We start from the raw sequence: 25755 nt of genomic DNA on the forward strand, positions 1-25755 counted from the left end.
GGCGAAATGCCGCCGATCCGGCGTTTGAGGCACAGGATCGGCAACCGCAGCGGGCATCACCCAAATTGTTCCGTTTCGGTACGGAAGCAACTGGCACGGTTCCTGCTCCTTGGCGGACTAGGAGTTATCATGGTTAGCAGACGGTTGTTTCTCTCAGCTTTGGGTCTTGGCGCGGCAGGCATCGCTACCCCGGCGCTTGCCCAGACGCCGCGGCTGCCGATCATCGATGTCGATTTACGGGGCAGTATCGATGCCTCGGCCCACGGCATCCGGCCGGGTGCCGGCGACCGCAAGAGCAAGGCCTTCGCCAAGCTCATCAAGGAAGCGGCCGCTAAAAACCTGCCGGTCTTCCTGCCGCCGGGCGATTATGTCATCTCCAACATCACGCTGCCCGACAATGCGCGCATCACCGGCGTGCCGGGCGCCACCCGCATCATCTATGGCGGCGACGGCCATCTCTTCGCCGCCGACGGACTTGCCCGCGTGGAACTTGCCAATCTCGTCATCGACGGGGCCAACCGCTGGCTCGACGATACCGTCCAGGGCCTCGTGCATCTCAGCAATGTCGTCAATGTGACGATCGAGAACTGCGAGATCCGGGGTTCTTCGAAGACCGCCGTCAGCCTGGAACGCTCCGGCGGCCGCATCGAACGCAACCGGCTGTCGGGTGCCGCCGAATACGCGCTCTACGCCGTCGACAGCCACGATCTCTTCGTCACCGGCAACCAGGTCTTCGATTGCGGCAATGGCGGCATCCTGATCCATCGCTGGCAGAAGGGTCGCGACGGCACCATCGTCTCCGGCAACCGCATCGCGCGCATCGCCGCCACCCAGGGCGGCACCGGCCAGTACGGCAACGGCATCAACATTTTTCGAGCCGACGACGTGATGATTACCAACAACCACGTCTCCGGCTGCGCCTTCTCCGCCATCCGATCCAATGCCGGCTCGAACGTGCAGATATCAGGCAATACCTGCCTCGACAGCGGCGAGACGGCGATCTACTCGGAATTCGGCTTCGAGGGCGCGATCGTCAACGGCAACCTGATCGACGGGGCCGCCAACGGCATCCTCATCGTTAATTTCAACGAGGGCGGCAGGCTCGCCACCGTCACCGGCAATGTCGTACGCAACCTCAAGCTTGAAGGCCCCTATGTGCATGACGGCGCCGGCTTCGGCTTCGGCATCGCGGTGGAGGCCGACACCGTCGTCTCCGGCAACACAATCGAGAACGCGCCGAAATGGGGGCTGGCACTCGGCTGGGGGCCCTTCATGCGCGGCCTCGTCGTCAGCGGCAACCTGGTGCGCAAGAGCCCGGTGGGCTGCATGGTGACGGTCGTCGAGGAGGCGGGATCCGCCCTCATCACAGGCAACATCTTCGAAGACACACCGGAGGCAGCCATTGCCGGCTACCGCTGGAAGGAACGCACAACCGGCGACCTCGCCAGGGCGTCTTCCGATTACGCGCACCTGACGATCGAACGGAACCGGGCGGGCTAAACACCGCCCCTTCGCATGCACCTCTCCTTCTTGCCCGAACGGGGAGGTGCCATGGTGGATGAGGGAGCAGCCTTCCGCATCGCTCCCTCATCCGCTTTTTCAGCCGCCATGGCCTTCGTGGTTGCCGGAGGCGCCCTCGCCCTGCTTTGCGTTGGGCTTCGCGCTTTCGATCTTGAAGTCCACGTCGAGCTTGCCGGCCTTTTCGAAATTCAGCGTCGCCTTGAAGGTTTCGCCCTCCTTGAAGGGGTGCTTGATGCGCATGAACATGATGTGCAGGCCGCCGGACTTGAGTTCCAGCTTGGCGCCGGCCGGGATTTCGATGCCGTCCGGCAGTTGGCGCATCTTCATGACGTCGTTTTCCACCGCCATTTCATGGATCTGCACGTCGTCGGAGACGTCCGGCGCGGTGATCGAGACGAGCCGGTCGGCGTCCGGACCGGTATTGGTGATGGTCATGAAGCCACCACCGACGGGCTGGCCGGGCAGCGTCGCCTTGGAGGTCGGGTGGTGGACTTCGAGCATGCCGGCCTTGAAATCGTGGGCGAAGGCAGCGGAGGCGGAAAGCGCCAGCGCAAGGGCGGTTGCGAGAATGCGGTTCATGGAAAAGTCCTTTCGGTTACGATCAGGAGAAGATGCGCCGCAGCGGCGGCACGAAGCGGATGACGCCTTGATCGAGGACGATCATGGCGAGGATGGTGAGGCCGGTCAGCGGGAAGAGCACACCAAAGACGGCGGCGATCGCCCAGAGGCCGAGATAGATGCGGGTTTCGCGGGGCGCCGGCGGCACGCCGATGCGGCCCTTCGGACGGCGCTTCCACCACATGACGACGGCCGAGACACTCATGGCGATGACGACGAAACAGGTGGACAGCATGAGGAGTTGGTTGAACAGTCCCCATTCCTGCCCCTTGTGCACGTTGATGCCCCATTCGATCAGCTTGCCCGTCGCCGGATAGTCGGCAAAGGCGGTATCGACGAGGCGCTCGCCGGTATACTGGTCGATGTGGATCGTGCGCTCGTAGTCCAGGTCGGCCGGAAAGATCGCCGCGGTGTAGACGCCGGTCTCGCCTGACGGCGGCGACAGGTCGTAGCCGGGCAACATGCCGGCGGCATTGGCGATCGTCACGGCATTGTCGAGGCCGATTGGCGGCAGCGCGGTCTGGCCATCGGTCGGGACGGTCGATTCCGGCACCGGGGCGTTTTCCATCAGCCACGAGGCCTTCGGCAGCACATCCGTCGTCACCAGCATGGAATGCGGCACCTGGTCCCAAAGCTCGACCGGATAGCCCATGCCGTTCGCAGTCAGGGTCGCGTTGACCTTGGCACCCCAGAAGCCGGACCATAAGAGGCCGCTGAAGGCGAGGAACAGAATGACGACGCTGGCGAAAATGCCGGTGACGGCATGCAGATCGCGCCAGAAGACGCGCCGCGCCGGCGTGCCGCGCACGCTGACGACGCCGCCGGTCTGGTTGCGCGGCCACCAGAGATAGATGCCGGTCAGCGTCAGGACGATGGCGAAACCGGCGACCACTTCGATGATGCGCTCCCAGGAGGTGCCGAAATAATCGAGGCTGTGCAGGTCCTCGACGACCTGGTTGAATTCTTCTGCCGCGCCCACCGTGTCGAGTACGTTCCCCGTATAGGGGTCGACGAAGACGAGCACCTTGCCGGCCTCCGTCGAGACCGTCACCCGCGCTGACCGGTCGGTACCGGCCGGGGTGCGGTAGGTGGAGAATTTTGCGCCCGGCACGGCGCTGACCGCCTTCTCCGCGATGACGGAGGGGGCAAGTTCCGCGCTGCCGACCGTCACATAGTTGCGGTAGCGGAAGAGGCTGGCGTCGATCTCGTCGTTGAAGAGGTAGAGCCCGCCGGTGATGGCGAGGCTGATCATGAAGGGCACGGCGAGAAGGCCGGCGAAGAAGTGCCAGCGCCAGATGGCGCGGTAGAGGCGCTGCGCAAGCGCGGAAGGTTCGGCGACGGCAGCGGCCGGCGCATCAAAAACTACGGACATGCAAAAAGTCCCGTCAGGCTGGATTTCAGGCGCGCGACGGCATGCCGCCGCTCAGGCTCAGAACATCAGACGGACAGGAAGGGTGGCGCGCGCGGCGGCGAGCCGGGCCGTTCGCGCCTGGAGCGCAGCGCCTCTTCGGCGAGCGGCAGGGCTGAGACATGGCGGAAGGCAAGAACGGCGCCGTCGAGATCGGCCGGCGCCGGCATCAGCATGGCACTGCCGATGCGGCAGGCCTCGCATTTGATCGGCATGACATGCCTGGTCTTGCCGTCGACGCTGCCATCGAGGCAGAGGTCCGGCAGCGTTCCATCCGGCAGCGTGTATTGCACAAGCTCGAGTGCGGTGGGTTGCGTGGCCGAGGCGGGTTGGTGGGCAAAACCGACAAACAGCAGGGCAACTGCGCAGAGAATGCGCAGGCAGGCGGCCCAGCGTGTCATGCCTCGTGTCATCGATCGTCCCCATCCGCATTTGCGGACATTTCGCCCTTAGACCTATGCCGGTGGAAGGTCAATGCGACAAGCGGGCCTGCCATCACGACAATTCATCGATCGATCAGGCCGGCGCTCTACCACTTCACCCGACCGCCCCCTATTGTGGCGCCCGCGCCCGGCAGTTTCGTCCTTCTCTAACGGCAAACATGGCCCGGCTCTTTGTTCTCGCGCAAGTCCCGGCGAAAGCGGATTTGCCCCCTGGAGGATCCATGCTCACCATTTACGGCGTCTATCGCTCCCGCGCGTCGCGCAACTATTGGCTCGCCGGCGAGCTTGGCCTGCCCTTCGTCTCGGTTCCGATCGTGCAGGCGCGCCGCGTCGACGATCCGCTGGCGGCCGATGCGCCCATCAACACCCAGTCGCCGGATTTTCTGGCCGTCAATCCGACCGGCCTTATCCCCTGCATCGACGACGGCGGCTTCGTGATGACGGAATCGCTCGCCATCAACCTCTATCTCACCCGCAAGCATGGCGGCCCGCTCGCCGGCCAGACGGTGACGGAAGAGGCGCAGATGCTGGAATGGACGATGTGGGCGGCGACGGAGGTGGAGCCGCACGCGGTGAAGATCATTTTGGCGCTCGATACGCGGGCCGCCGAAACCGAACAGGGACGGCTGACGATCCGTGCGGCGACCAAGGCGCTGAAAAAGTGTTTCAAGCGGTTCGACCGGCATCTTGCCGCGACCGGCCATGTCGTCGGCGACCGCTTCACCGTTGCCGATCTCAATGTTGCGGAGGTTTTCCGCTATGCGATGAGCCAGCCGGAGCTTTTCGATGCGGCGCCCAACGTCAAGGCGTGGCTCGACGCCTGCCAGTCGCGCCCGGCCTTCAAAGCGATGATGGCGACGCGGCTTACCGAGCTGGAATGACCGCGCCGGCAAAACCATCCTCATCCTCGGCGATGGCTGCGCGCAGCCATCGCTTGAAGAGCGAGACCTTGCGCGGCTCCGGCATGCCCGGGGCCGTCACGAAATAATAGCCCATGCCGGTCTCCACGCGGATGGGGAACGGCGCGACCAGCCGCCCCTCCTTCAGCGCCCAGGAGGCCAGCACCGGCCAGGCGAGCAGCACCCCCTGCCCGGCGAGCGCCGCATCCAGGCAGAGCGAGGCGTCGGAAAACACATGCCGCGCCTTCGGCGGCGCAATGGCAAGGCCTGCCGCCTTCAGCCAGCGCTCCCAGGTGAAGGCATCGTTGCCATCGACCACCGCCGGCTGCTCGGCGAGGTCCTGCGGTGTCTTGATTCTTTCCGCCAGCGCCGGCGCGCAGACCGGGAACATCACCTGCGGCAGCAAAAACTCAGCCGTGACATCCGGCCACGTGCCGGGGCCGACGCGAATGCCGAGATCGACGTCGGAGCGCGCGAGATCGACCAGCGTCGTCGTCGCCTCGATGCGCAGGCTGATGTCGGGATGGGCGGCGGCAAAACGGTCGATGCGGTGGATGAGCCAGCGCGAGGCGAAGATCGGCGCGACGGAAATGGTCAGGATCGCATCGTCGCGGCGCTGGGTGGTCGCGACCGCTTCGGAGAGCTGGCGAAAGGCGGCGGAGAGGCGCGAAAGGAACGGCGTGCCGAAGGCCGTCTGCTGCAGGCCGCGGGCGGTGCGGTCGAAGATCGCACGGCCAAGCTGCTCTTCCGCCTTGATGATCTGCTGGCTGACCGCGCCGACCGTGACGCCCAGCTCTTCCGCCGCCGCCTGGAGTGAGCCGAGCCGCCCTACCGCTTCCAACGCGCGCAGACCGTTGAGATGGATGCGGTTGAGATTTTTCATATAGCTTTTCTATAACCAGGTCTTGAACTACTCGATTGCGGAATTTGCCTTTCGGCGTGATTATCAGGCATCGACAATGGTAACGCACCGCAAGGAGAAGGCAATGCTCAAGATTTTCTCCAGGTTCGCCGAAGCCCTCAGGGCCGAGGCTGATGCAGCGGACGCGCCCGTCTGGATGCGCGATCCGCTCTCCCATCCCGATATCGAGACGATGGACGCCCGCGCGCTGGGAGACCTGCCCTTCGGTCTCTTCCGCACACCGCGCCTCTCCTCCGAGGCCGCATCGCGTCCCTGCATCCGCCCGACCTGATCCTCCCTTCGCAGTCGGCGCCTCCCCGGTGTAAGATCACCGGGGAGGATTTGGCATGCCGGACGATGAGACCCAGATGCTGGTGGCGCGCCTCCAGCGCCTTGCCGTGGATTTGCCGGGCGTCGAGACCGGCACGTCCTATGGCACGCCGGCGCTGAAGGTGGCCGGGAAACTCTTCCTGCGCATCAAGGATGCCCAGACATTGGTGTTGATGGCGCCAATGGACGAGAAGGAGCGCCTGATCGAGATGGCGCCCGGGATCTACTACGAAACCAACCATTACAAGGGTTGGCCCGCCTTGCTCGTGCGGGCCGCGGCGATCGACGATGCGGAACTGCGCCACCGCATGGCTGAGGCCTGGCGCTTCAAGGCGCCGGCAAAGCTGCGCAAGCTCACCTGAACCGCATATCCCCTTTCAACCTTGCCACGCTTGACAGCCCGCCCGGGCGAAGGCTAAACCAGTTTCGTAACGTAATAACATTACTATTTTGGAGACAAAAATGCTGAGGCAGATCATCGCTGTTTCGGGTGCGCTTTCGCTCGCCCTTCTTCTTCCCGTCACCGCCAGCGCGCATGGCGCCTGGGTGGCGGAGCGCTGGGGTGAACTCGGCGTCATCTATGGCCACGGCGCCGGCGACGATGCCTATGACCCGGCGCGCATCAGCACGGCCGTTGCGATTGGCGAGAATGGCGCGGCGACGCCGGTTGCGATCGAAAAGCGGGAAAAACACGCAATCCTGAAGCCCGAAGGCGAGCCCGCCGCCATCGTCCTGACCTTCGACAACGGCTACTGGACGGAAAAGACCGACGGCAAATGGGTGAACGAGGCGAAGGACAAGGTCGCGGACGCCAAGGCCACCGGCCACTACATCAAGAACAGCCTCTCGCTTCTGCACGTACACGACGCGCTGCCCGCCTTCCCGAAGCAGGACCTGCAGATCGTACCGCTCGACAACCCCATCGGCCGCAAGGCCGGCGACCCGATCCGGCTGCGCGTGCTCCATGACGGCAAGCCGCTTGCCGGCGCGGTCGTGACGCTCGACTATATTAACCAGGCGACACTCAAGAGCGACCCGACGGACGCGGATGGCGAGGTCGTCGTGGCGATCCGCAATGACGGGCTGAACGTGCTGTCGGTCGATCACAGCGTGCCACTGGAAAACGACCCGAAGGCCGACAAGATCGGCTACACCGCGACGCTGAGTTTTGTCGCCGAGGCACATAGCCACGACGACTGAGAAAAAGACCTGCGCCAGAAGGCGCAGGCCCGAGACTGCTGACAAAATCCCGAAAATCCCTCCTCCGTCATGCTCGGGCTCGACCCGAGCGTCCATAAGCCGTTGAGAAGATTGGATCCTCGGCTCAAGGCGGAGGATGACGGCAGTGGGAGGCGCGGTTTTTCAATGCGCTGAGGCCTGCGCCGGGAGGCGCAGGCTCTTGCTTCCAATGCAGGCCGATCAGCCGCCCGACTGGTCCATGTGCATTAATTCCCAGACATTGCCGTTGATGTCCTGGAAGGAGCAGCCGTACATCGGGCCGAACTCCATGTTCGGCTTCCACTCCCGGCCGCCGGCAGCGAGCGCCTTGGCCTTGAAGTCATCGACCTCCTGGCGGCTGGTGGCCGAGAGGCAGGTCAGCACCTGCGTCTGCTGTTCCGGATCGCCGACCTTGCCCGTCACAAACTGGGCGAACTTTTCCTCGGTCAGGTGCATGACGAAGATATTCTCGTCCACCACCATGCAGGCGGCGGTGTCGTCGCTGAACTGCTCGTTGAACGAAAAGCCGAGCGCATTGAAGAAGCGGCGGGTTGCGGGCAGGTCCTTGACGGGCAGGTTGACGAAAATCATGCGCATGGAAATCCTCCTGGTTTGTTTGCGATGCGGGGTCCGCCGCCGGCGGATCACCCCGTCATGCCACAAGGACGTAGCAGGCCGACCCTTCCCGACAAGGCCGGCGAAAAATTATGCCGCAACCGCGCAGCCCGGCACGTCCTCCAGCCGATACCAGACCGGAATGCCGCGTTCGCGCGCGATACGCACGTCATTGTCCGCCCCTTTCGATTCACCCGGCAGGCGCAGCACACCTTCGCACAGCGCCAGCAGACGGTGCGCCACGGGATAAAAAATCTCCTCGTGCAGCGCGTCACCGATCGTCTTGCCGCCGGCGGCATTCCAGACGGGCAGCGCCACCCATTCGCCGATCATCGGCACATGGCCGGCCTGAAACAACGCGTAGGATGGCGCCTCCAGCCGCTTCAGGTTCTCCGCCATCCTGTGCGGGTCGTCCCCGGTGCCCGAGCGATAGGGGCCGGCGATCAGGATCAACATGTCGTACTCCTTACAATTTTGCATGAAATATCCGGATAATTCTGGATACTTCATGAATATTCGTGTAGTTTCGCGCAGAGTCAAGACGGAGCGTGCAGACATGCTGACCAGCCAGAGAAAAGCCCTGATCGCCGAGCGGCTGAACCGCGAGGGGGAAATCGTCGCCAAGACGCTGGCTGGCGAACTGGCGCTATCGGAGGACACGATCCGCCGGGATCTCCGGGAAATGGCCGCGGAGGGCCTGCTGAAACGGGTGCACGGCGGCGCGCTGCCGCTTGTCCCACCGCTGCCGGATTTTGCGGCCCGCCAAGCGGTCGCAAGCGACGAGAAGGCAGCGCTCGGCGCCCGGGCGGCTGATATGGTCAAGCCGGAACAGGTCATCTTCGTCGACGGCGGCACCACCACGGCGGCACTGGCCCGCGCCCTGCCGCGCGGCTTCGCCTTCACGGTCGTCACGCACAGCCCGACGATCGCCTGCGAGCTGGAACGCCACCCGACAGCCGAGGTCGTGCTGATCGGCGGCAGGCTCTACAAACATTCGATGGTGACAGGCGGCGCGGCGGCGCTCGAGATGATCCGCAGCCTGAAGGCGGATCTCTACTTCATGGGCGTGACCGCCGCCCACCCGACGCACGGGCTGACCACCGGCGACATGGAGGAAGCGGCGACCAAGCGCATCATCGCCGAAAACGCGGCTGCAACCTTCGTGCTACTGACACAGGAAAAACTCGGCCGCGCGTCCCCATGGCGCATCATGCCCCTGCCCGCCGCCACCGGCCTCATCGTGCCGGCCGGGCTGATGCCGGAGGTGCTGGCGCCCTATCGGGACCTGGATGTGGAGATCGTCGAAGCGTGATCAGGCAGCGTCGCGCGGCGTGATGCGTTGGAGATCGTGACCGATCTCTCGACGCTTCTGCATGAGGTCGAATTCAGCCTGAAGGCGCAGGAAATAGCCTTCCGACAGGCCGAAATAGCGTGTGAGCCGCAAATCCGTATCGGCGGTGACCTGCCGCTTGCCGAGTACGATCTCGTTGATGCGGCGCGGCGGAACATGGACAGCGCGCGCCAACGCATTCTGGCTGATCTCCATCGGCTGAAGGAATTCCTCCAGCAGGATATCGCCGGGATGCGGGTTGGGCAGCAGGTCGTCAGTCATGATAGTCGATGATGCGGACATCGATAGCATCTCCTTGCGACCAGCCGAAACAGATGCGCCACTGGTCATTGATCCGGATCGAGTAAAGCCCGGCCAGGTTTCCCTTCAAAAGCTCCAGCCGATTGCCGGGCGGCACCCGAAGGTCGGTTATCGCCATCGCAGCGTGAAGCATGCGCAGCTTGCGCAATGCAATGGCCTGCATGTCAGCCGGAAGCCGGCGGCTTCGACGGCCCGACCAGATCAGTTCGGTCTCGCGGTCGGCGAAGCTTTTGATCATGCATCAGTATAACGCATAACGTTACAGGGCGTCAATTTTCAGGCGGCAAACGCTTCCGTCACGCGGATATCGCCGACATGGATGCCGTTCCAGTTGGACATGGAGCGGTTGGCCTGGGCCATCAGGGCGGCGTGAATGTCCGGTTCGTTCTTGAAGAAGCGCGCGAGCGCGGCGGCGACCATGCTTTCGGCGGCGCGGGTGGTGCCGTCCTCGCATTTCAGGGCAATCGCGATGCCCTGTTCGGGGATCGCGGCGCAGAAGACGCCTTCGGCGCCGGTCTTGGCGAAGATGCGGCCAGGCGCGGTTTCCATGAGACGGGTGCAGGCGCGCCTGGTGCCGGCGACGTAGAAGGGTTCGGCCATGCAGGCGTCGATCAGCCGACGCGAGGCTTTGGCGCGCTCGGGGGCCAGGCCGGTGCCGGTCGCCATCCTGGCGAAGCCGTGGGCGAGGCTCTTCAGCGGCACGGCGTAGGTCGGGATCGAGCAACCGTCGACGCCGCAATTGTCGGTGGCAAGCGCTGCACCCGTCAGGCTTTCCATGACGCCACGGATTTCCGCCTGGACGGGGTGTTCGTAGCGGACGTAGCCCTTGAGGTCTTTGCCCGTGTGGCAGGCAGCGCAGATGAAGCCGGCATGTTTGCCGGAACAATTATTGTGGAGCGCGGTCGGATGATCGAGCCCGCGCGCCTGGCCGATCAGCACCGGCTGCTCGAACGACCAGTGGGCGCCACATTCCAGCACGCTCTCATCGACGCCGGCAGCGGCGAGCATGGTGCCGGCAAGGGCGGCATGTTCCGGTTCGCCATTGTGCGAGGAGCAGGCAAGCGCCAGTTCCTTGTTGCCGAAGCCGTAAGCATCGGCTGCGCCGCTTTCAATGAAGGGCAGTCCCTGCATGGCCTTGCAGGCCGAGCGCGGGAAGACGCCGGCTTCGATATCGCCCTGCGAAAACACCACCTTGCCATCGCCATCGACCACGACGACCAAGCCGCGATGGCGGCTTTCGACGAGATTGCCGCGGGTGACTTCGACAAGGACGGGGTTTGCCATGATTATGCCCTCAAAATTCCGGTTTCGGCTGCGGTATTATCCGAAATTCCTGATCCTGCCCACTCGGTTTTAGAGCGTCGCGCATGAAATTGCTGAGGAACGTCCTCGTCCTCTTCCTTGTGATCTACCTCATGCCAGCGCTCGCCTCGGCAGGGTACTGGTACATCAAGGACCGCCCCGCGAACTGGCGCGAAGCAAACTGGAAATCGGCCGGCGTCCTGCCCAAGGCGGAAGACACGTCGCGGGCGACGATCCACATCTTCTCGGCCGCGACGGGCGGCATGAAGGGCGCGGTGGCGAGCCATGCCTGGATCGTCACCAAGGCGGCGAACGCGAAAACCTACAATCGCTACGACAAGGTCGGCTGGGGCACGCCGGTGCGCAAGAATGCCTATGCACCGGATGCCTACTGGTATTCCAACACGCCGCGCGTGGTGGTGAGCGTCAGCGGCGACGAGGCGGCGCGGTTGATCCCGAAGATCGAGAAGGCCATCGCCGCCTATCCCTACTCCAAACCCGGCGGCTACCGCATCTGGCCGGGGCCGAACTCCAACACTTTCGTCGCCCACGTGCTGCGCTCCGTGCCGGAACTCGGCGTCGTGCTGCCGCCGGATGCAGTGGGGCGTGACTACCTGCCGGAAGGCAAGCTCTTCGCGGTCGATGCGGACGGCAAGGACGTGCATGCGACGCTCTACGGCCTGCTCGGTGTGTCGGCCGGCCTGCGCAGCGGGCTGGAGCTGCATATCATGGGCCTCGTCGCCGGCGTGGATTTCTCCCGGCCGGCGATCAAGATCCCCGCGATCGGGCGGATCGGGATCTAGCGGCAAAACAGCCGCTGGACATCCGCGTGTCATCAACGGATCGTAAGCCGCAATGGAATCGAGACTTGGCAACGCGGGCGCCCCCGCGTGCCGTTGTCGGATGCGGAGAGCGGCCATGAGCGACGATAGAAAACAATACGCCGCAGCCTGCCATTGCGGCACCGTGCGGTTCCATGTGCGGCTGACGGACGAATTCAACACGATCCGCCGTTGCACCTGCTCCTATTGCCGCATGCGCGGGGCCATCGCCGCCTCCGCAGCGCTTTCGGATATCGAATTTGAGGCGGGCGAAGATAATCTGACCCTCTATCAATTCAACACGGGCACGGCGAAACACTATTTCTGCAAGACCTGCGGCATCTACACCCACCACCAGCGCCGTTCCAATCCAAACCAGTTCGGCATCAACGTCGCCTGCATCGACGGCGTCAGCCCCTTCGATTTCGCGGCGGTGGAGGTCATGGACGGCGTTTCCCATCCCGCCGATTCCAGCGCCGGCCCCCGGATCGCCGGAATCCTCCGGTTCGAGCCGGCGACCTGACGCCGAAGCCGTCTTGCTGCATCAGAGATAGACCACCTCCATGGCGGCGAGCAGGGCGGGATCGGCCAAGGAATCGATGGTGACGATCCGCTCGCCCTCCACCTCGATGAGCACGACGACACGCAGCTCGCCGCCGAGCACCACGGCAAGGCCGAGCTGGCCGTCGATGAGCGCGAGCCTTGCGGCGGTCGCCTTGCCCTTGAAGTTTGTCGCGACGGCCTGAGCGCCGTGCATTTCCGAGAGCGAGCCGAGCCGCACCGCGTCGGCATCCGCGTGGAAGACCACCTCGGGATCCAGCACGGCGAGCAGGCCGGAAAAATCGCCGTCGCGAGAGGCCGTGAGGAAGGCGGCGACCACGCGCTTGCGGCGCTCGTAATCCGCTGACGGCGTCTCCGGCAGGCCCTGCACGCGGCGGCGGGCGCGGCTCGCCAGCTGGCGCGCGGCAACCGGCGTGCGGCCAACGATGCGGCCGATCTCCTCGAAGGGCACATCGAACATGTCATGCAGCACGAAGGCGAGCCGTTCGGCCGGCGCCAGGCGTTCCAGTACGACGAGGAGCGCCAGGCCGACGGAATCGGCAAGCGCCGTCTGCTCGTCCGCCGCCGCCTGCGGATCGACATGCTGCATCTCGCCATCGTCGCCGTCGATCGGGTCTTCGCGGCGCCTCGTGCGGGCGCGCAGCATGTCGAGGCAGATGCGGCCGACGACGGTCGTCAGCCAGCCGGATGGATTGTCGATGCCATCGCCACCCGTGCGCTCGAGCCGCAGCCAGGCCTCCTGCACCGCATCTTCCGCCTCCGCGCGCGAGCCCAGCATGCGGAAGGCCACGGCGCTGAGACGCCCGCGTTCGGCCTCGAAACGATCCGTCAGAATATTTTTTTCGCCCATCGGTCACACTCCCTCGTTCAGCGGCGTCATGGCCATGACGAACGAAGCCGCACCGATGTGACAGGGTTCGCAGTCGAAGCGCAAAATCATTGCAAGGAGTGTCAAAATGCAATCCCGTATGAACAACATCGTCGCCGTTCTCCCGAAGGTCATGACCGCCATGCAGTCGCTGCAGGCAGTCGCGCAGGATAGTGGCCTGCCAGAAAAGACCGCTCATCTCGTGCATCTGCGCGCCAGCCAGATCAATGGCTGCGGCTTCTGCGTCGACCTGCATCCGCGCATCATGAAGAAGGCCGGCGAGACCGACCGGCGCATCCTTTCGGTCGCCGCCTGGCGCGAGGCACCGTTCTACACCGATGCGGAGCGGGCGGCCCTTGCGCTCACCGAGGCGCTGACGCGCATCGCCGACCGCGAGGAGCCGGTGCCGGATACGATCTGGAACGAGGCCGCCCGCCACTATGATGAGAAGACGCTCGCCGCCCTCGTCGTCGAGATCGCCTCGATCAATGTGTGGAACCGCTTCAACGTCGCGACCCGGCAGGTCGCGGGGGAGTGGAACCCGTAAGCCCCTCCCTCACCAGCCCGTCGGCCCCTTGCCCTGCCGGATAAGGGGCCGGCGAGCACCACTGCCACGATTGCCGTTTCAGCAACACCGTGCTTTCATATCCGCAACTCTTTCAGAGGCGAGCAACGCATGGCCGAGCAGGGTTCTCAATCCAGAGCAGCAGTCGTCCTTGCGTTTGTTTCCGGCTTCTTGATCTTCCGTTGCCTCTGGCGCGTGTTTATCCCGGGCTCGGAATACGCCATGCCACCATGGCCCCTCGTCTCGGTCATCTCCGACATTCTGGTGATGGTCGCGCTTTTCATTATCAAGCCGATGGTGCCGGCAGCCACGGCGGATTCACCGGCCCTTGTCCGGCACGCCACGAAGCTGTTCATCGGCGGGATCATCGCAACGGCGATCATGGTCCTGATCAGGGTGTCGAGCGATCGCGGCTGGTGGACCGGGCATCTGATGTAGCACGCATCCGTCTGCTCCCGCTCTTGCGGGGCGACTTTGCCCATCTGACCGCGCCTCTTCACACCCAAAAGTCACCGCTTGCAGTCCATTCGCCGGCGTGCGACGTCTGTTCCATACTCTTTTCGCATACCAAGGTCCCTTTTCATGTCCGAGAGCGTCATCACCCCGAAGGAGGCCGCGCCGCGGCTTTCCAGCCTGTTTTCCCGCGCCTATCTGTTCGGCACGCTGATGCTTGGTGGCGGAATCATGCTGCATGCGGTGGAGACGTATATTACCGCGACGCTGATGCCCTCGATCGTGCGCGATATCGGCGGCCTTTCGCTGTTTGCCTGGGCGACGACGATCTATGTCGCGGCCTCCGTGCTCGGCTCGACCTTCGTCGCGGTCAGGCCGGAAAGCGTGACGCTCAACCGTTGCTACGTGTTCGGCGCGGTGCTGTTCGGCATCGGCAGCCTCGTCTGCGCCATCGCGCCGACCATGGAGACGGTGTTGATCGGCCGGGCGATCCAGGGGCTCGGCGCAGGTTTTCTCGTGGCCCTCGGTTATGCCTTCATCCGCTTCGTCTATCCGGAGCCGCTGTGGAGCACGGCATCGACGCTCTATGCGGCGGTCTGGGGCATCGCGACCTTCCTCGGCCCGACGATCGGCGGCATCTTTGCGGCCGGCAGCGCCTGGCGCGAGGCCTTTGCACTGCTCGTTCCGCTGTCGATCCTGATGGCGCTTTCCGCGCCGAAACTGCTGCCATCAGGCGAAGGCGAGCGGGTGACGACAAAAACACCCTTCCCGCAGATCGTGCTGCTGGTGGCGGCCGTCGTGCTGCTCTCCTTCGCAAGCTCCGTGACGGCACCGATCCTGCGCGGCGCCCTGGCCGCCGCCGCCGTGCTCGGCGTGATCACCGCCATCACGATCGAGCGGCATACCGAGGCGCGCCTGCTGCCGGCCGGCACGATCAGCCTCTCCTCGCCGCTCGCCCGCGTCTATCTCACCATGCTGCTGTTGCTGGTGACGATCTGCTCGGACGTCTACATTCCCTATTTCCTCCAGGTGCTGCATGCCGTGACGCCGCTGGTCTCCGGCTATCTCGTGGCGCTTCTGGCGCTCGGCTGGACGGTCGCCGCCTTTACCACCGCAAGCCTCAAGGGGCGGCGGGCCAATCAGGTCATCCTTGCGGGTGCCGCGATCCTGGCGGTGGCGACGGCGCTGCTCGTCGTCACGCTCGCGCGGTACAATCCGCAGAGTGACATCCTGCCGCTCACCATCGCCACCGTCTTCATCTTCCTGATGGGTTTCGGCATCGGCATGGGCTGGGCGCATCTCGTCACGCATGTGCTGCGCCTCGCCCCCGCCGGCGAGACGGACAAGGCCTCGGCGGCGATCACCACCATGCAGGCGCTCGGCGCAGCCTTCGGGGCAGCCCTTGCGGGTGTCATCGTCAACTCCACCGGGCTCATCGAACCGGGCGGCACCGAAGGGGCGCTGACGGCGGCACGCTGGCTCTACTCGCTGCTTGCATTGCCGGCGGCGCTCGCGATCCTGCTGACACTCAGGCTTCCCGTCGGCAAAACTGCGGCGGGGCATTGAGGATTTGTTAACGGCTTCCGGCGGTCTCGATTGCGACGCCGCCGCCTTCTGCCACAAAGGGCACCTGTCGTCGGGCGTGTCTCGGTGATTCTGTCGTGGGAAGGAATGCCGTCCGTGAGACGCAGCAACAGGCAGAGACTCCCGGGCGAAAGCGGCATGGCGCACAATGATGCGATCCTGCCGCTCACGCTGATCCGCGACCGGGCCACGACCGACCTCATTCTTTCCGGGCTCGATGCCTCCGGCGTCGCCTTCGCGCTGTTTTCGCCGGAAGACGACCTTTCCTACGGTTCCACGGCGTTCAAGGCGCTGTTCGACGTGCGGCCCGGCACGCGCACCTTCGCCGAGATCATGCGCAACTGCCACATGACGAGCACCGGCCCGAAGGTCGACACGCCGATCGAGGATTTTCTCGACATGGCGCGCAAAAAGCGGCGCAGCAGCCCGCAGCGCACCTTCGAGATCGACACCAGCGACGATCGCTGGTTCCTGGTCAACGAGACGCTGCTGCCCGGCGGCTGGCTGTGGCACGTCTTCACCGACATCACCATGCTGAAATCGAACGAACAGGTGTTGCAGCTGGCGCGTGATGCCGCCCAGCGTGCGGCCGACACGGACCCCCTCACCGGCCTCCTCAACCGCCGTGCCGGCATGGAGCGGCTCGCGGCGGAAATGCGCAGTGCCGCGCGCGACGGCACTGCGCTGTCACTCGCCCTGATCGACCTCGACCATTTCAAGTCGGTCAACGACCGCTATGGCCATAGCAAAGGCGACCAGGTGCTCCAGCATTTCGCGGCCGCCGGGCGCCAGCAGTTGCGCGGCGGCGACGTTTTTGCCCGCATCGGCGGCGAGGAATTCCTGGTGCTGATGCCGGAAACCGGCATCGAGGAAGCGGTAAACGCCATCGAGCGGCTACGCCGCCACATCGCCCGCGAGGAGAACCGCGCGGACCTCAACTGCGCCTACACCATGTCGGCCGGTGTCGCGGAATATTGCGACACGGCGGCGGAGGATCTTTTCGAGCGGGCCGACCGGGCGCTTTATTGCGCCAAGCGTCACGGCCGCGACCGCATCGAGCAGGCGGACTGAGAACCTCAGTCGAAGGTCAGCATGATCTTCCCGATGTGATCGCCATGCTCCATCATGCGGTGACCGGCGGCGGCGTCATTGTATGGCATGACCGCGTGGATGACCGGCGCGATGCGCCCCTCCTCCAGCAATGGCCAGACCTTCTCCAGCAATTCGTCGCGGATCGCCTGCTTTTCCACCGCGGTGCGCGGACGCATGGCCGAGCCCATGAGATGCAGGCGCTTTTGCAGGATGGGGGCGAGGCTGACCTTTTCGGCAAAGGTGCCGCCGAGGAAGGCGATGATCGACAGGCGCCCATCACGGGCGAGCGACTTCAGGTTCCGCTCGAAATAGGCAGCACCGATCATGTCGAGGATGACATCGACGCCCGCCTTGCCGGTTTCTTCCGCGATGACGGTGCAGAAATCCTCGCTGCGGTAGTTGATGGCACAGCTGGCGCCGAGATCCACGCAGGCGTCGCATTTTTCCAACGTGCCGGCCGTCGCAAAGACGCGGGAGCCGAAGGCGCTGGCCAACTGGATCGCCGTCGTGCCGATGCCGCTCGAGCCACCGTGGATCAGCACGCTTTCGCCGGGTTTCAGGCCGGCCATCATGAAGAGATTGGCCCAGACGGTGAAAAAGGTCTCCGGCAGGGCCGCCGCCTTGACGGCATCGAAGCCCTTCGGAAAGGGCAGCGCCTGGGTCGCCGGCACTGCGCAATATTGTGCGTAGCCGCCGCCATTCGCCAGCGCGCAGACCTTGTCGCCGATCTCGTAGCCCGTCACATCGTCGCCGATCGCGACGACCTCGCCGGCAATCTCCAGGCCGAGGATGGGGCTGGCATCCGGCGGCGGCGGATAATCGCCCTTGCGCTGCAGCACGTCCGGCCGGTTGATGCCCGCCGCCTCGACGCGCACCAGAAGTTCCCCGCTGCGGGGCTGAGGCGTCCTGCCCTCGGCGACCGCCAGATTATCCGGGCCGCCGTGTTCGCTGAGCCCGACATAGAGCATGGACGATGGAACTGTCATGGCTTTGGCCTCCCGGGCGCGTTTGTGGCGCGCAACCTCTTTCGATGATTCTAGCCTAAAGCGCGAACCATTTGAATCGGTTCCGCCCGTGCCTGCGACATTTGCGACCATGGAAACGTTGCCCCTTTTTTGCCGCAAACCACTGAAATTCCGCCCGTTTCAGGACGGCAAGAATTAAATCTTGTTAATTTGAAAACGGATTTTTCCGGGCCTAGCTTTCATTCCGAAGCCGGGGAGCGCCGGCGGTCATCCCCCAAGACCGCGACGCGACGTCTCCCGGACGGCTTCTTTGTGCCCCGCCCGGGGCCAATCCAGGACGACACAAATGCGTGTTCTTCTTTCCAATCTTGCCATCGTCACCGTTCTCACCACACCGGCTCTTGCGCTGGCCGCCCCCCAAATGGCGACCGGGACGGTCAAGGACTATAACAAGGCGTCGATGTCTCTGACGCTCAATGACGGCACCACCTTCCAGCTTCCCAAGGGGTTCCACGATCCCGGACTGAAGACTGGCGAGAAGGTATCCGTCTCCTTTGACATGTCCGGCAAGAACCACCAGGCGAAGACCGTAAAAATCCTTCGCTGATGTGGCTGGGGGGCGGGTTTCGACGAGCCCGCCTCCTTTGACGAAAGCATTTCCGCATTTCTTCGAATTGCGAAAACGCTCATACCCTTTTGTTTTCGCGCAATTCCAAATGCAAAACCGCCGCGCACTTTTGCTGGAATTGCTCTACGGCGCAGCCACGGGCTGCGCTCCGGCGGATGTCGAGGACAGCACGAGCCCCCCGTCGCTTCCCTTGGCATCCGCCTTCAAGGCGGCGATCCGGCTGCTGATCTGCCCCGCCTCGCCGATCACCTCGCCCTCCGGCACGACCAGAGCCACGGCAGAGCAGCGCATCAACGGGAAACGCGTCGCATTGCCGGCGCGGTCGCGCCCGCGGATTTCCCCGGCAAGACGATCCTCCGGCGAGTAGAGCGAGCGCACCTCGCGGGCGAAATCGGCAAGCAGGCGCTCCAGAATCTCCCGCACCGCCTCGACCGGCCGGTTGCAGATGCCGGCAAAAAAATCATCGCCGCCGACATGGCCGATGAAAACATCGTCACCAATGAATTCGCGGCGCATCAGCGAGGCGAACATCGAGAGCGCGAGGTCGCCCTTGTGAAAGCCGTAGAGATCGTTGAACGGCTTGAAATTGTCGAAATCGAAGTAGCACAGGCAGCGCAGCTCGTCGCCGTCGAGCGCCTTGTCCTGCAGGTAGTCGCGGATCGAGCGGTTGCCGGGAAGGCCGGTCAGCGGGTTCTGGTCCTCCGCCGTCTTCAGCCGCTTCTCGTTGATGATCTTCAGGAGCGACGAGGCGGACAGAATGCCGGCATAACGCAGGTTCTCCGTCATGATCACACATTCATTGCCGCCCATGCCGGTGAAGACGTCGAGCAGCTGCTCGGCCGGCGTGTCGAGATCGGCGATCGGCGCCGTCGTGACGAAATGCGAGAGGGTCTTCTGGTAGAGCTTGTTCTTCAGCAAGTCACGGCCGAACGGGTGATAGCTCAGCTCCTTCACATGGTATTCGTGCAGGATGCCGCGCGGCTCGTCATTGGCGTTGAGCACCGGGAAGAAGGTGCGCTTGGGATCGCGGCGGAAGAACTCGAAGACCGATTCCAGGCTTTCGTTCTCGCGCAGCACCGCGACCTGCTCGATCTCGCGGCGGATGAGGATGCTGTCCAGCGTGCGGGAATTGCGACGGATGCCGCCGGCGCGGGTGACCTGCGGGTAGACCGGGCTCAGCGTGGAAAAATCGGTGACGGGCCGGGAGACGAACCAGCCCTGCACCAGATCGCAGCCGGCCTCACGGCAGGCGACGAATTCCGCCTCACTCTCCACGCCTTCCGCGATGACGCGGATGCCCAACACATGGGCGGCGTTGACCGTGTTGCGCACCAGATGGCGTTTTCGCGCATCGGACTCCATGCCGGAGATAAAATGGCGATCGATCTTGAGATAGTCGACCTGATGATCGCAGAGCAATTTCAGCCCGTTATGGCCGACGCCGAAATCGTCGATGGCGAGCTTGAAACCGGCAAGGCGCAGCTTGCGGACCAGGATGGCGAAATCCGGCAGCGTATCGTTGTCGAAGCGCTCGGAAATCTCAAAGCAGATCGAGGACGCCGGAATGCCGGCGCGGCCAAGATGACCGGCAAGCCGCTCGACGAGGTCCGCACCCTCCGGCACGAGGCGGGAATCGAGATTGATGAACAGCGTGCGCGAGCGAAAATCCGGCAGGGCCGCGAAGGCGGCAATCGCGCGGCTGTTGACCATATGCTCCAGCGCCAGAAGCTGGCCTGCCTCATGCGCCCGGTCGATCAGGTCGAGCGGCGAGCGGAAACCGAGGCGGTCGAAGCCGCGCATCAGCGATTCGTAGCCGAACACCGCGCCGGTGGCAGCCTCGACGATCGGCTGGAAGGCCGTTTCGATCACCAGCTTGGCGAGGGTGACGATCTCGCCATCTCCAAAACGGCGAAGCGCTAGCAATTCGGCGGCGGACATAGGGCACTCCGGGGCGTGAACTTTGCCGCGAAGTCTCGCCTGCGAGAGCTGAAAAATCCGTTTCCGTAATGTGACAGTTCGATGAAACTTCAATGACTACAAGGAGTTGAAAAAGAAGCGCCTCATATAGGCAAAGCGAGCAGCAGGGCACCGCCGCCGATCATCGCGACGGCGAGCCAATGGGCCGTCGAAAGCTGCTCGCCGAGAAACAGAACGGCAAAGACCGCGACGAGCACGACACTGAGCTTGTCGACGGGAGCGACCTGCGCGGCCTTGCCGATCTGCAAGGCGCGAAAATAGCAGAGCCAGGACGCGCCGGTCGCCAAACCCGAGAGAACGAGGAAAATCCAGCTCCTTGCCGGCACGGAACCGGGCGCCTGCCAGTTGCCGGCAAGCGTCAGCATGAGGGCCAGCGCCAGCAGGATCACCACGGTGCGCACGAAGGTGGCGAAATCGGAGTTGACCTCGGCAATGCCGATCTTGGCGAAGATCGCCGTCAGCGCGGCGAAGACGGCGGAGCCGAGCGCCCAGACCTGCCAGGACGTCAAAAGCGCCTTCACAGTGCACCTCCTGCGAGCATAAGGCGCGATAGCGCAAGCCCCGCCGCCACGGCGACGAGCGACAGGATCACCGAGGCGCCGACATAAAGCGCGGCAAGCCCCACCTCGCCGCGCTCCCAGAGCAGCGCCGCATCAAGCGAAAAGGCGGAGAAGGTGGTGAAGCCGCCGAGGATACCGGTCGTCAGGAACAGCCGCGCCTCCTGCGGCAGGTGCCCGCGAAAGGCGAAGAAACCGGCGATCAACCCCATCAGCAGGCAGCCGAAGACGTTGATGACGAGCGTGCCGACGGGAAAGGCCGGGCCGAACAGCCGCATGGCCAACACATTCACGCCATGGCGGCCGGCACCGCCGATGCCGGCCCCGAGAAAGACGATCAGGTAACCCATGGCCGTCGGCTACTTGCGCAGCGCCAGGCCGAAGGCGATCAGCGCCCAGCCCTGCATGGCGAGGTCGAAGGCGAGGAAGAGGCCGAGCAGCCACAGGCTGTTGACCGGCCAGCCGAGCAGGAAGACCACGCCGGCGAGCGCGGTAACGACACCGCCCGCCATCAGCCAGCCCCAGCCCTTTTCCGGCCGGACGCGCCAGGCGGCAAAGATGCGGAAGACACCGGCGACGAGCAGTGCCGCGGCCATCAGCAGGGTGAGCACGGCCGATGTCAGCACCGGATTGACGAAGGCCAGCACGCCGGCCGCGAGATAAAGCAGCGCGCTCAGCGCCCAGGCGATGGTCTCCCGCCACGCCTTGACCTGGAAGGCGTGAGCCAGATGCACCGCGCCGCCGACGATCATCAGCATGCCGACATAATATACCGAGGCGACCGTCGCGATGAACAGGTTGGCCGCGGCGATGCCGCCGAAAACCAGCAGGACGGCGCCAAGGGCGACGAACCAGCCCCATTTGGCGCGAACCTCGGAGAGAGGGTTCATTCCGGGAGAGAGGACCATGTTTCACCTCGAAAAATGAATGAAAACAAGACCACGCTAACACGAAAAGCATCACCTTCGCGACATCTGATTGTGCGGCAAAAGGCGAAAGATTTTTATTGATTGATCACTCAATTAAAAATACGCTGGCCCGAGAGTGAGGAACCGACATGCCGAAGGTTGGAATGGAGCCGGTGCGCCGCAAGGCGCTGGTGGACGCGACGCTGAGGGCGGTCGGCGACCATGGCTCGCTGACCGTCACCATGTCGGAGATCGCCCGCCATGCCGGTGTATCGCCAGCGCTTGCCCACCACTATTTCGGCTCCAAGGAACAGCTCGTCATCGAGACGATCCGCAGCCTGTTGCGCCAGCTGCGCACGGACGCGGTTGCGGCCCTCAAGGCGGCCACGACGCCGCGCGAAAAGCTGTCGGCGGTCATCCGGGTGAATTTCCAGGCGCACCAGTTCGCACCGGAGACGGTGGCTGCGTGGCTCGCCTTCTATTCGGAGGCGCAGCGCTCGGAAGAAGTGCGCCGCCTGCTCGTCGTCTATGCACGGCGGTTGAATTCCAACCTGCTGTCGAGCCTCAGGCAGCTCTGCCCGGCCGGGATCGCGTCGGATATTGCCGACGGTGCAGCCGCGATGATCGACGGCCTGTATCTCCGGCAGGGGCTGAAATCCGCGCCGGTCAGCATCGAGTCGTCGATTGCGTTGACGGAGGGCTATGTGACGGCCCAGCTGGCCGCTGCCAATGCGGGTCGGGGCGATACGCCAAGCGCTGTCGCAGGATCGCCCCCACTCGCCGCTTCGCGGCGACCTCCCCCCTAAAGGGAGCGGTAAAATCTGCCAAACGCCAAGTCTGATTTCGTTCCAAGGATCCGTCCGTGACCGCCAGCAAGCCGAACATCCTGATCATCATGGTCGACCAGCTCAACGGGAAATTTTTCCCGGATGGCCCGGCGGACTGGCTGCATGCGCCGCATATCAAGGCGCTCGCCGCGCGCTCGGCGCGCTTTCGCAACAACTATACCTCCTCGCCGCTCTGCGCGCCCGCCCGCGCCTCCTTCATGGCCGGGCAACTGCCGAGCCGTACGCGGGTCTATGACAATGCGGCGGAATACGTCTCCTCCATCCCGACCTTCGCGCATCACCTGCGCCGTGCCGGCTACTACACGGCACTGTCCGGCAAGATGCATTTCGTCGGGCCGGACCAGTTGCACGGTTTCGAGGAGCGGCTGACGACGGATATCTACCCGGCGGATTTCGGCTGGACGCCGGACTACCGCAAGCCGGGTGAACGCATCGACTGGTGGTACCACAATATGGGTTCGGTGAAGGGCGCAGGTGTCGCCGAGATCACCAACCAGATGGAATATGACGACGAGGTCGCCTTCCTCGCCAATCAGAAGCTCTATCAGCTGTCGCGTGACAATGACGATATCTATCGCCGGCCGTGGAGCCTCGCCGTCTCCTTCACCCACCCGCACGACCCCTATGTGGCACGCCGGAAATTCTGGGACCTCTACGAGGATTGCGAACACCTGATGCCCGAGGTCGGCATGCTGGAAGAGCAGGATTCGCATTCGGCGCGCATCCTGCACTCCTGCGACTATGCCGGCTTCGCGATCAGCGGCGAGGACGTGCGCCGCTCCCGCCAGGCCTATTTCGCCAACATCTCCTATCTCGACGAAAAGGTCGGCGAACTCATCGATACGCTGACGCGCACGCGCATGCTGGACGAGACGCTGATCCTGTTCTGCTCGGACCATGGCGACATGCTCGGCGAGCGCGGCCTGTGGTTCAAGATGAATTTTTTCGAGGGCTCGGCCCGCGTGCCGCTGATGATATCAGGCCCCGGCGTCACCCCCGGCCTGCACCTCGCCCCCTCCTCCAACCTCGACGTCACGCCGACACTCTGCGACCTCGCCGGCATCTCCATGGAAGACGTCATGCCGTGGACGGACGGCGAGAGCCTCCTGCCGATCATCAACGGCGCCGAGCGCATCTCGCCCGTGCTGATGGAATATGCGGCAGAGGCCTCCTATGCGCCGATCGTCGGCATCCGCGAGGGGAAGTGGAAATACATTCACTGCGAACTCGACCCGGAGCAACTCTACGACCTCGATGCCGATCCGCTGGAACTCAGCAATCTGGCGACCTCGGACAATCCGGTCATCAAGGCGACGCTGGAGGCCTTTAGACAGATGCGCGAGGCGCGCTGGGACATGGCGGAGTTCGACGCCGCCGTGCGTGAAAGCCAGGCGCGGCGCTGGGTGGTCTATGAGGCGCTGCGGAACGGTGCCTATTATCCATGGGACCACCAGCCGCTGCAGAAGGCCTCCGAACGCTACATGCGCAACCACATGAACCTCGACAATCTCGAGGAATCCAAACGTTACCCGCGGGGAGAATAAGATGAGAGCCCAACCGAAAGCCTCGCACTTCATCGATGGCGAGTATGTCGAGGATGCCGCCGGCACGCCCTTCGAGAGCCTTTACCCTGCCACCGGCGAGGTGATCGCCAGGCTGCATGCGGCAACGCCTGATATCGTCGAGAAGGCCATCGCATCGGCCAAGCGCGCGCAGAAGGAATGGGCCGCGATGAGCCCCACGGCGCGTGGGCGTATCCTGAAGCGCGCAGCCGACATCATGCGCGAGAGGAACCGCGAGCTTTCGGAGCTCGAAACGCTCGATACCGGCAAGCCGATCCAGGAGACGATCATCGCCGACCCGACCTCGGGCGCCGATGCCTTCGAGTTCTTCGGCGGCATCGCGGCAGCCGGCCTCAACGGCGATTATATCCCACTCGGCCAGGATTTCGCCTTCACCAAGCGCGTGCCGCTCGGGGTCTGCGTCGGCATCGGCGCGTGGAACTATCCGCAGCAGATCGCCTGCTGGAAGGGCGCCCCTGCCCTCATCTGCGGCAATGCCATGGTGTTCAAGCCATCGGAAAACACGCCGCTCGGCGCGTTGAAGATCGCCGAAATCCTGCATGAGGCCGGGCTGCCGAAGGGGCTCTACAACGTCATCCAGGGGGATCGTGCGACCGGGCCGCTGCTCGTCAATCATCCGGATGTCGCCAAGGTCTCGCTCACCGGCTCCGTGCCGACGGGCAAGAAGGTGGCGGGTGCAGCCGCCTCCGACCTCAAGCATGTCACGATGGAACTCGGCGGCAAGTCGCCGCTCATCGTCTTCGACGACGCCGACCTCGAAAGCGCCATTGGCGGCGCCATGCTCGGCAATTTCTATTCGACGGGCCAGGTCTGCTCGAACGGCACCCGCGTCTTCGTGCAGAAGGGCATCAAGGACACGTTCCTCACCCGTCTGAAGGCACGCACGGAGAAAATCCTGATCGGCGACCCGATGGAAGAAGCGACACAGCTCGGACCGATGGTCTCGAAGGCGCAGCGCGACAAGGTTCTGGACTATATCGAGAAGGGCAAGGCCGAGGGTGCCACGCTCATCACCGGCGGCGGCATTCCGAACGACGTTTCGGGCGATGGCTACTACATCCAGCCGACCGTCTTTGCCGACGTCACCGACGACATGACCATCGCACGCGAAGAAATCTTCGGACCCGTCATGTGCGTGCTCGACTTCGACCATGAGGACGAGGTGATCGCGCGCGGCAACGCCACCGAATTCGGCCTCTCCGGAGGAGTCTTCACTTCAGACATCACCCGCGCCCACCGCGTCGTCGACCAGCTCGAAGCCGGCACGCTGTGGATCAACACCTATAACCTCGCCCCCGTGGAAATCCCCTTCGGCGGCTCCAAGCAGTCGGGCTTCGGGCGGGAAAACTCGTTGGCAGCGCTGGAGCATTATTCGGAGCTGAAGACGGTTTATGTGTCGATGGGCAAGGTCGAGGCGCCGTATTGAGGGTTTTACCTCC

31 protein-coding genes are annotated in these 25755 nt (G+C 64.1%); 16 read left to right on the plus strand and 15 right to left on the minus strand.

What is annotated here, in order from left to right:
* Window positions 1-129: 129 nt before the first annotated feature.
* Window positions 130-1500: a TIGR03808 family TAT-translocated repetitive protein gene (locus BSY16_RS09770; protein WP_069059481.1), complete on the plus strand. Its 1371-nt coding sequence runs from the start codon at window positions 130-132 to the stop codon at window positions 1498-1500.
* Window positions 1501-1599: 99 nt separating this feature from the next.
* Here BSY16_RS09770 and BSY16_RS09775 read toward each other — a convergent pair whose 3' ends face one another.
* The 3 genes from BSY16_RS09775 to BSY16_RS09785 all read right to left on the minus strand — a co-directional run bounded on the left by BSY16_RS09775 (window position 1600) and on the right by BSY16_RS09785 (window position 3948).
* On the minus strand, window positions 1600-2100 hold the full coding sequence (locus BSY16_RS09775) for a copper chaperone PCu(A)C (RefSeq protein WP_069059482.1): 501 nt from the start codon (window positions 2098-2100) through the stop codon (window positions 1600-1602).
* A 22-nt stretch (window positions 2101-2122) separates the two neighbouring features.
* Window positions 2123-3511, minus strand: a complete 1389-nt coding sequence (locus BSY16_RS09780; RefSeq protein WP_069059483.1) for a PepSY-associated TM helix domain-containing protein — start codon at window positions 3509-3511, stop codon at window positions 2123-2125.
* A 65-nt stretch (window positions 3512-3576) separates the two neighbouring features.
* Entirely contained in the window at window positions 3577-3948 is a 372-nt protein-coding gene (locus BSY16_RS09785) for a hypothetical protein (protein ID WP_150129919.1), read from the minus strand.
* 263 nt (window positions 3949-4211) lie between these two features.
* On the opposite strand from BSY16_RS09785, the gene BSY16_RS09790 reads away from it, so the two are divergent.
* Entirely contained in the window at window positions 4212-4871 is a 660-nt protein-coding gene (locus tag BSY16_RS09790) for a glutathione S-transferase family protein (protein WP_069059485.1), read from the plus strand.
* Here the strand turns inward: BSY16_RS09790 and BSY16_RS09795 are convergent.
* A complete protein-coding gene (locus BSY16_RS09795; protein WP_069059486.1) occupies window positions 4855-5772 on the minus strand; it encodes a LysR substrate-binding domain-containing protein in 918 nt (305 codons plus the stop codon). The two genes, BSY16_RS09790 and BSY16_RS09795, sit on opposite strands and share 17 nt — an antisense overlap.
* 103 nt (window positions 5773-5875) lie before the next feature.
* Here BSY16_RS09795 and BSY16_RS09800 point away from each other — a divergent pair, with 103 nt between their 5' ends.
* From BSY16_RS09800 to BSY16_RS09810, 3 genes are all read left to right on the plus strand, one after another.
* Window positions 5876-6082, plus strand: coding sequence for a hypothetical protein (locus BSY16_RS09800; RefSeq protein ID WP_069059487.1), 207 nt, complete (start codon window positions 5876-5878; stop codon window positions 6080-6082).
* Window positions 6083-6137: 55 nt separating this feature from the next.
* Complete coding sequence (locus BSY16_RS09805; protein ID WP_069059488.1) at window positions 6138-6482, plus strand: MmcQ/YjbR family DNA-binding protein; 345 nt, start codon at window positions 6138-6140, stop codon at window positions 6480-6482.
* Window positions 6483-6582: 100 nt separating this feature from the next.
* The gene (locus BSY16_RS09810) at window positions 6583-7320 is read left to right on the plus strand and encodes a DUF4198 domain-containing protein (protein WP_069059489.1); all 738 of its coding nucleotides are present in this window, start codon (window positions 6583-6585) and stop codon (window positions 7318-7320) included.
* Window positions 7321-7539: 219 nt separating this feature from the next.
* Here BSY16_RS09810 and BSY16_RS09815 read toward each other — a convergent pair whose 3' ends face one another.
* Together BSY16_RS09815 and BSY16_RS09820 are read right to left on the minus strand one after the other, a co-directional pair.
* Complete coding sequence (locus BSY16_RS09815) at window positions 7540-7935, minus strand: VOC family protein (RefSeq protein WP_069059490.1); 396 nt, start codon at window positions 7933-7935, stop codon at window positions 7540-7542.
* 108 nt (window positions 7936-8043) lie between these two features.
* Window positions 8044-8409: a DUF4406 domain-containing protein gene (locus tag BSY16_RS09820; RefSeq protein ID WP_069059491.1), complete on the minus strand. Its 366-nt coding sequence runs from the start codon at window positions 8407-8409 to the stop codon at window positions 8044-8046.
* A gap of 100 nt (window positions 8410-8509) precedes the next feature.
* Here BSY16_RS09820 and BSY16_RS09825 point away from each other — a divergent pair, with 100 nt between their 5' ends.
* Window positions 8510-9265 carry a DeoR/GlpR family DNA-binding transcription regulator gene (locus BSY16_RS09825; protein WP_069059492.1) on the plus strand — a complete coding sequence of 252 codons (756 nt, stop codon included), beginning with the start codon at window positions 8510-8512 and terminating at the stop codon, window positions 9263-9265.
* On the opposite strand, the gene BSY16_RS09830 is transcribed toward BSY16_RS09825, so the two are convergent.
* From BSY16_RS09830 to BSY16_RS09840, 3 genes are read right to left on the minus strand one after another with little or no spacing between them, the layout of a single operon-like run.
* Entirely contained in the window at window positions 9266-9586 is a 321-nt protein-coding gene (locus BSY16_RS09830) for a HigA family addiction module antitoxin (RefSeq protein ID WP_069059493.1), read from the minus strand.
* Window positions 9558-9842 carry a type II toxin-antitoxin system RelE/ParE family toxin gene (locus BSY16_RS09835; protein ID WP_069059494.1) on the minus strand — a complete coding sequence of 95 codons (285 nt, stop codon included), beginning with the start codon at window positions 9840-9842 and terminating at the stop codon, window positions 9558-9560. Before BSY16_RS09835 ends, BSY16_RS09830 begins: the two co-directional genes overlap by 29 nt.
* A gap of 38 nt (window positions 9843-9880) precedes the next feature.
* Window positions 9881-10888, minus strand: coding sequence for an asparaginase (locus tag BSY16_RS09840; protein WP_069059495.1), 1008 nt, complete (start codon window positions 10886-10888; stop codon window positions 9881-9883).
* Between the two features lie 83 nt (window positions 10889-10971).
* On the opposite strand from BSY16_RS09840, the gene BSY16_RS09845 reads away from it, so the two are divergent.
* Complete coding sequence (locus BSY16_RS09845; RefSeq protein WP_069059496.1) at window positions 10972-11709, plus strand: DUF3750 domain-containing protein; 738 nt, start codon at window positions 10972-10974, stop codon at window positions 11707-11709.
* A gap of 115 nt (window positions 11710-11824) precedes the next feature.
* Window positions 11825-12250: a GFA family protein gene (locus tag BSY16_RS09850; protein WP_069059497.1), complete on the plus strand. Its 426-nt coding sequence runs from the start codon at window positions 11825-11827 to the stop codon at window positions 12248-12250.
* A 21-nt stretch (window positions 12251-12271) separates the two neighbouring features.
* Here BSY16_RS09850 and BSY16_RS09855 read toward each other — a convergent pair whose 3' ends face one another.
* Entirely contained in the window at window positions 12272-13138 is an 867-nt protein-coding gene (locus BSY16_RS09855; RefSeq protein ID WP_069059498.1) for a sigma-70 family RNA polymerase sigma factor, read from the minus strand.
* 106 nt (window positions 13139-13244) lie between these two features.
* On the opposite strand from BSY16_RS09855, the gene BSY16_RS09860 reads away from it, so the two are divergent.
* From BSY16_RS09860 to BSY16_RS09875, 4 genes are all read left to right on the plus strand, one after another.
* Window positions 13245-13703: a carboxymuconolactone decarboxylase family protein gene (locus BSY16_RS09860; RefSeq protein WP_069059499.1), complete on the plus strand. Its 459-nt coding sequence runs from the start codon at window positions 13245-13247 to the stop codon at window positions 13701-13703.
* Window positions 13704-13832: 129 nt separating this feature from the next.
* Window positions 13833-14159 carry a hypothetical protein gene (locus BSY16_RS09865; protein ID WP_069059500.1) on the plus strand — a complete coding sequence of 109 codons (327 nt, stop codon included), beginning with the start codon at window positions 13833-13835 and terminating at the stop codon, window positions 14157-14159.
* A gap of 144 nt (window positions 14160-14303) precedes the next feature.
* Window positions 14304-15740, plus strand: coding sequence for an MFS transporter (locus BSY16_RS09870; RefSeq protein WP_069059501.1), 1437 nt, complete (start codon window positions 14304-14306; stop codon window positions 15738-15740).
* 156 nt (window positions 15741-15896) lie between these two features.
* The gene (locus BSY16_RS09875; protein ID WP_069059502.1) at window positions 15897-16829 is read left to right on the plus strand and encodes a sensor domain-containing diguanylate cyclase; all 933 of its coding nucleotides are present in this window, start codon (window positions 15897-15899) and stop codon (window positions 16827-16829) included.
* A 5-nt stretch (window positions 16830-16834) separates the two neighbouring features.
* Here BSY16_RS09875 and BSY16_RS09880 read toward each other — a convergent pair whose 3' ends face one another.
* Complete coding sequence (locus tag BSY16_RS09880) at window positions 16835-17836, minus strand: NAD(P)H-quinone oxidoreductase (RefSeq protein WP_069061471.1); 1002 nt, start codon at window positions 17834-17836, stop codon at window positions 16835-16837.
* Window positions 17837-18161: 325 nt separating this feature from the next.
* Here BSY16_RS09880 and BSY16_RS09885 point away from each other — a divergent pair, with 325 nt between their 5' ends.
* Window positions 18162-18422 (plus strand): DUF1344 domain-containing protein, encoded by a 261-nt coding sequence (locus BSY16_RS09885; protein ID WP_069059503.1) that lies wholly within the window; start codon window positions 18162-18164, stop codon window positions 18420-18422.
* 144 nt (window positions 18423-18566) lie between these two features.
* Here the strand turns inward: BSY16_RS09885 and BSY16_RS09890 are convergent, their stop codons facing one another.
* From BSY16_RS09890 to BSY16_RS09905, 4 genes are all read right to left on the minus strand, one after another.
* Window positions 18567-20381, minus strand: a complete 1815-nt coding sequence (locus BSY16_RS09890) for a GGDEF domain-containing protein (RefSeq protein ID WP_069059504.1) — start codon at window positions 20379-20381, stop codon at window positions 18567-18569.
* A 122-nt stretch (window positions 20382-20503) separates the two neighbouring features.
* A complete protein-coding gene (locus BSY16_RS09895; protein ID WP_069059505.1) occupies window positions 20504-20941 on the minus strand; it encodes an EamA family transporter in 438 nt (145 codons plus the stop codon).
* Window positions 20938-21327 (minus strand): fluoride efflux transporter CrcB, encoded by a 390-nt coding sequence (gene crcB / locus BSY16_RS09900; RefSeq protein WP_069059506.1) that lies wholly within the window; start codon window positions 21325-21327, stop codon window positions 20938-20940. Before crcB ends, BSY16_RS09895 begins: the two co-directional genes overlap by 4 nt.
* A 9-nt stretch (window positions 21328-21336) precedes the next feature.
* Window positions 21337-21885, minus strand: a complete 549-nt coding sequence (locus BSY16_RS09905; RefSeq protein WP_069059507.1) for an HdeD family acid-resistance protein — start codon at window positions 21883-21885, stop codon at window positions 21337-21339.
* 149 nt (window positions 21886-22034) lie between these two features.
* Between BSY16_RS09905 and betI the strand changes: the two genes are divergently transcribed.
* The 3 genes from betI to betB are packed head-to-tail and all read left to right on the plus strand — an operon-like array spanning window position 22035 to window position 25742.
* Window positions 22035-22691, plus strand: a complete 657-nt coding sequence (betI, locus tag BSY16_RS09910) for a transcriptional regulator BetI (RefSeq protein ID WP_069059508.1) — start codon at window positions 22035-22037, stop codon at window positions 22689-22691.
* Between the two features lie 56 nt (window positions 22692-22747).
* On the plus strand, window positions 22748-24277 hold the full coding sequence (gene betC / locus BSY16_RS09915; protein WP_069059509.1) for a choline-sulfatase: 1530 nt from the start codon (window positions 22748-22750) through the stop codon (window positions 24275-24277).
* Between the two features lies 1 nt (window position 24278).
* A complete protein-coding gene (betB, locus tag BSY16_RS09920; protein WP_069059510.1) occupies window positions 24279-25742 on the plus strand; it encodes a betaine-aldehyde dehydrogenase in 1464 nt (487 codons plus the stop codon).
* Window positions 25743-25755 lie beyond the last annotated feature (13 nt).

Source organism: Sinorhizobium sp. RAC02, from assembly GCF_001713395.1.
Taxonomy (GTDB): domain Bacteria; phylum Pseudomonadota; class Alphaproteobacteria; order Rhizobiales; family Rhizobiaceae; genus Shinella.

What these genes read in the sequence shown, in the direction of transcription:
- BSY16_RS09770 (WP_069059481.1), top strand. Translation starts at nt 130, where the DNA reads ATGGTTAGCAGACGGTTGTTTCTCTCAGCTTTGGGTCTTGGCGCGGCA.
- BSY16_RS09775 (WP_069059482.1), bottom strand. Translation starts at nt 2,100, where the DNA reads ATGAACCGCATTCTCGCAACCGCCCTTGCGCTGGCGCTTTCCGCCTCC.
- BSY16_RS09780 (WP_069059483.1), bottom strand. Translation starts at nt 3,511, where the DNA reads ATGTCCGTAGTTTTTGATGCGCCGGCCGCTGCCGTCGCCGAACCTTCC.
- BSY16_RS09785 (WP_150129919.1), bottom strand. Translation starts at nt 3,948, where the DNA reads ATGACACGCTGGGCCGCCTGCCTGCGCATTCTCTGCGCAGTTGCCCTG.
- BSY16_RS09790 (WP_069059485.1), top strand. Translation starts at nt 4,212, where the DNA reads ATGCTCACCATTTACGGCGTCTATCGCTCCCGCGCGTCGCGCAACTAT.
- BSY16_RS09795 (WP_069059486.1), bottom strand. Translation starts at nt 5,772, where the DNA reads ATGAAAAATCTCAACCGCATCCATCTCAACGGTCTGCGCGCGTTGGAA.
- BSY16_RS09800 (WP_069059487.1), top strand. Translation starts at nt 5,876, where the DNA reads ATGCTCAAGATTTTCTCCAGGTTCGCCGAAGCCCTCAGGGCCGAGGCT.
- BSY16_RS09805 (WP_069059488.1), top strand. Translation starts at nt 6,138, where the DNA reads ATGCCGGACGATGAGACCCAGATGCTGGTGGCGCGCCTCCAGCGCCTT.
- BSY16_RS09810 (WP_069059489.1), top strand. Translation starts at nt 6,583, where the DNA reads ATGCTGAGGCAGATCATCGCTGTTTCGGGTGCGCTTTCGCTCGCCCTT.
- BSY16_RS09815 (WP_069059490.1), bottom strand. Translation starts at nt 7,935, where the DNA reads ATGCGCATGATTTTCGTCAACCTGCCCGTCAAGGACCTGCCCGCAACC.
- BSY16_RS09820 (WP_069059491.1), bottom strand. Translation starts at nt 8,409, where the DNA reads ATGTTGATCCTGATCGCCGGCCCCTATCGCTCGGGCACCGGGGACGAC.
- BSY16_RS09825 (WP_069059492.1), top strand. Translation starts at nt 8,510, where the DNA reads ATGCTGACCAGCCAGAGAAAAGCCCTGATCGCCGAGCGGCTGAACCGC.
- BSY16_RS09830 (WP_069059493.1), bottom strand. Translation starts at nt 9,586, where the DNA reads ATGTCCGCATCATCGACTATCATGACTGACGACCTGCTGCCCAACCCG.
- BSY16_RS09835 (WP_069059494.1), bottom strand. Translation starts at nt 9,842, where the DNA reads ATGATCAAAAGCTTCGCCGACCGCGAGACCGAACTGATCTGGTCGGGC.
- BSY16_RS09840 (WP_069059495.1), bottom strand. Translation starts at nt 10,888, where the DNA reads ATGGCAAACCCCGTCCTTGTCGAAGTCACCCGCGGCAATCTCGTCGAA.
- BSY16_RS09845 (WP_069059496.1), top strand. Translation starts at nt 10,972, where the DNA reads ATGAAATTGCTGAGGAACGTCCTCGTCCTCTTCCTTGTGATCTACCTC.
- BSY16_RS09850 (WP_069059497.1), top strand. Translation starts at nt 11,825, where the DNA reads ATGAGCGACGATAGAAAACAATACGCCGCAGCCTGCCATTGCGGCACC.
- BSY16_RS09855 (WP_069059498.1), bottom strand. Translation starts at nt 13,138, where the DNA reads ATGGGCGAAAAAAATATTCTGACGGATCGTTTCGAGGCCGAACGCGGG.
- BSY16_RS09860 (WP_069059499.1), top strand. Translation starts at nt 13,245, where the DNA reads ATGCAATCCCGTATGAACAACATCGTCGCCGTTCTCCCGAAGGTCATG.
- BSY16_RS09865 (WP_069059500.1), top strand. Translation starts at nt 13,833, where the DNA reads ATGGCCGAGCAGGGTTCTCAATCCAGAGCAGCAGTCGTCCTTGCGTTT.
- BSY16_RS09870 (WP_069059501.1), top strand. Translation starts at nt 14,304, where the DNA reads ATGTCCGAGAGCGTCATCACCCCGAAGGAGGCCGCGCCGCGGCTTTCC.
- BSY16_RS09875 (WP_069059502.1), top strand. Translation starts at nt 15,897, where the DNA reads ATGGCGCACAATGATGCGATCCTGCCGCTCACGCTGATCCGCGACCGG.
- BSY16_RS09880 (WP_069061471.1), bottom strand. Translation starts at nt 17,836, where the DNA reads ATGACAGTTCCATCGTCCATGCTCTATGTCGGGCTCAGCGAACACGGC.
- BSY16_RS09885 (WP_069059503.1), top strand. Translation starts at nt 18,162, where the DNA reads ATGCGTGTTCTTCTTTCCAATCTTGCCATCGTCACCGTTCTCACCACA.
- BSY16_RS09890 (WP_069059504.1), bottom strand. Translation starts at nt 20,381, where the DNA reads ATGTCCGCCGCCGAATTGCTAGCGCTTCGCCGTTTTGGAGATGGCGAG.
- crcB (WP_069059506.1), bottom strand. Translation starts at nt 21,327, where the DNA reads ATGGGTTACCTGATCGTCTTTCTCGGGGCCGGCATCGGCGGTGCCGGC.
- BSY16_RS09905 (WP_069059507.1), bottom strand. Translation starts at nt 21,885, where the DNA reads ATGGTCCTCTCTCCCGGAATGAACCCTCTCTCCGAGGTTCGCGCCAAA.
- betI (WP_069059508.1), top strand. Translation starts at nt 22,035, where the DNA reads ATGCCGAAGGTTGGAATGGAGCCGGTGCGCCGCAAGGCGCTGGTGGAC.
- betB (WP_069059510.1), top strand. Translation starts at nt 24,279, where the DNA reads ATGAGAGCCCAACCGAAAGCCTCGCACTTCATCGATGGCGAGTATGTC.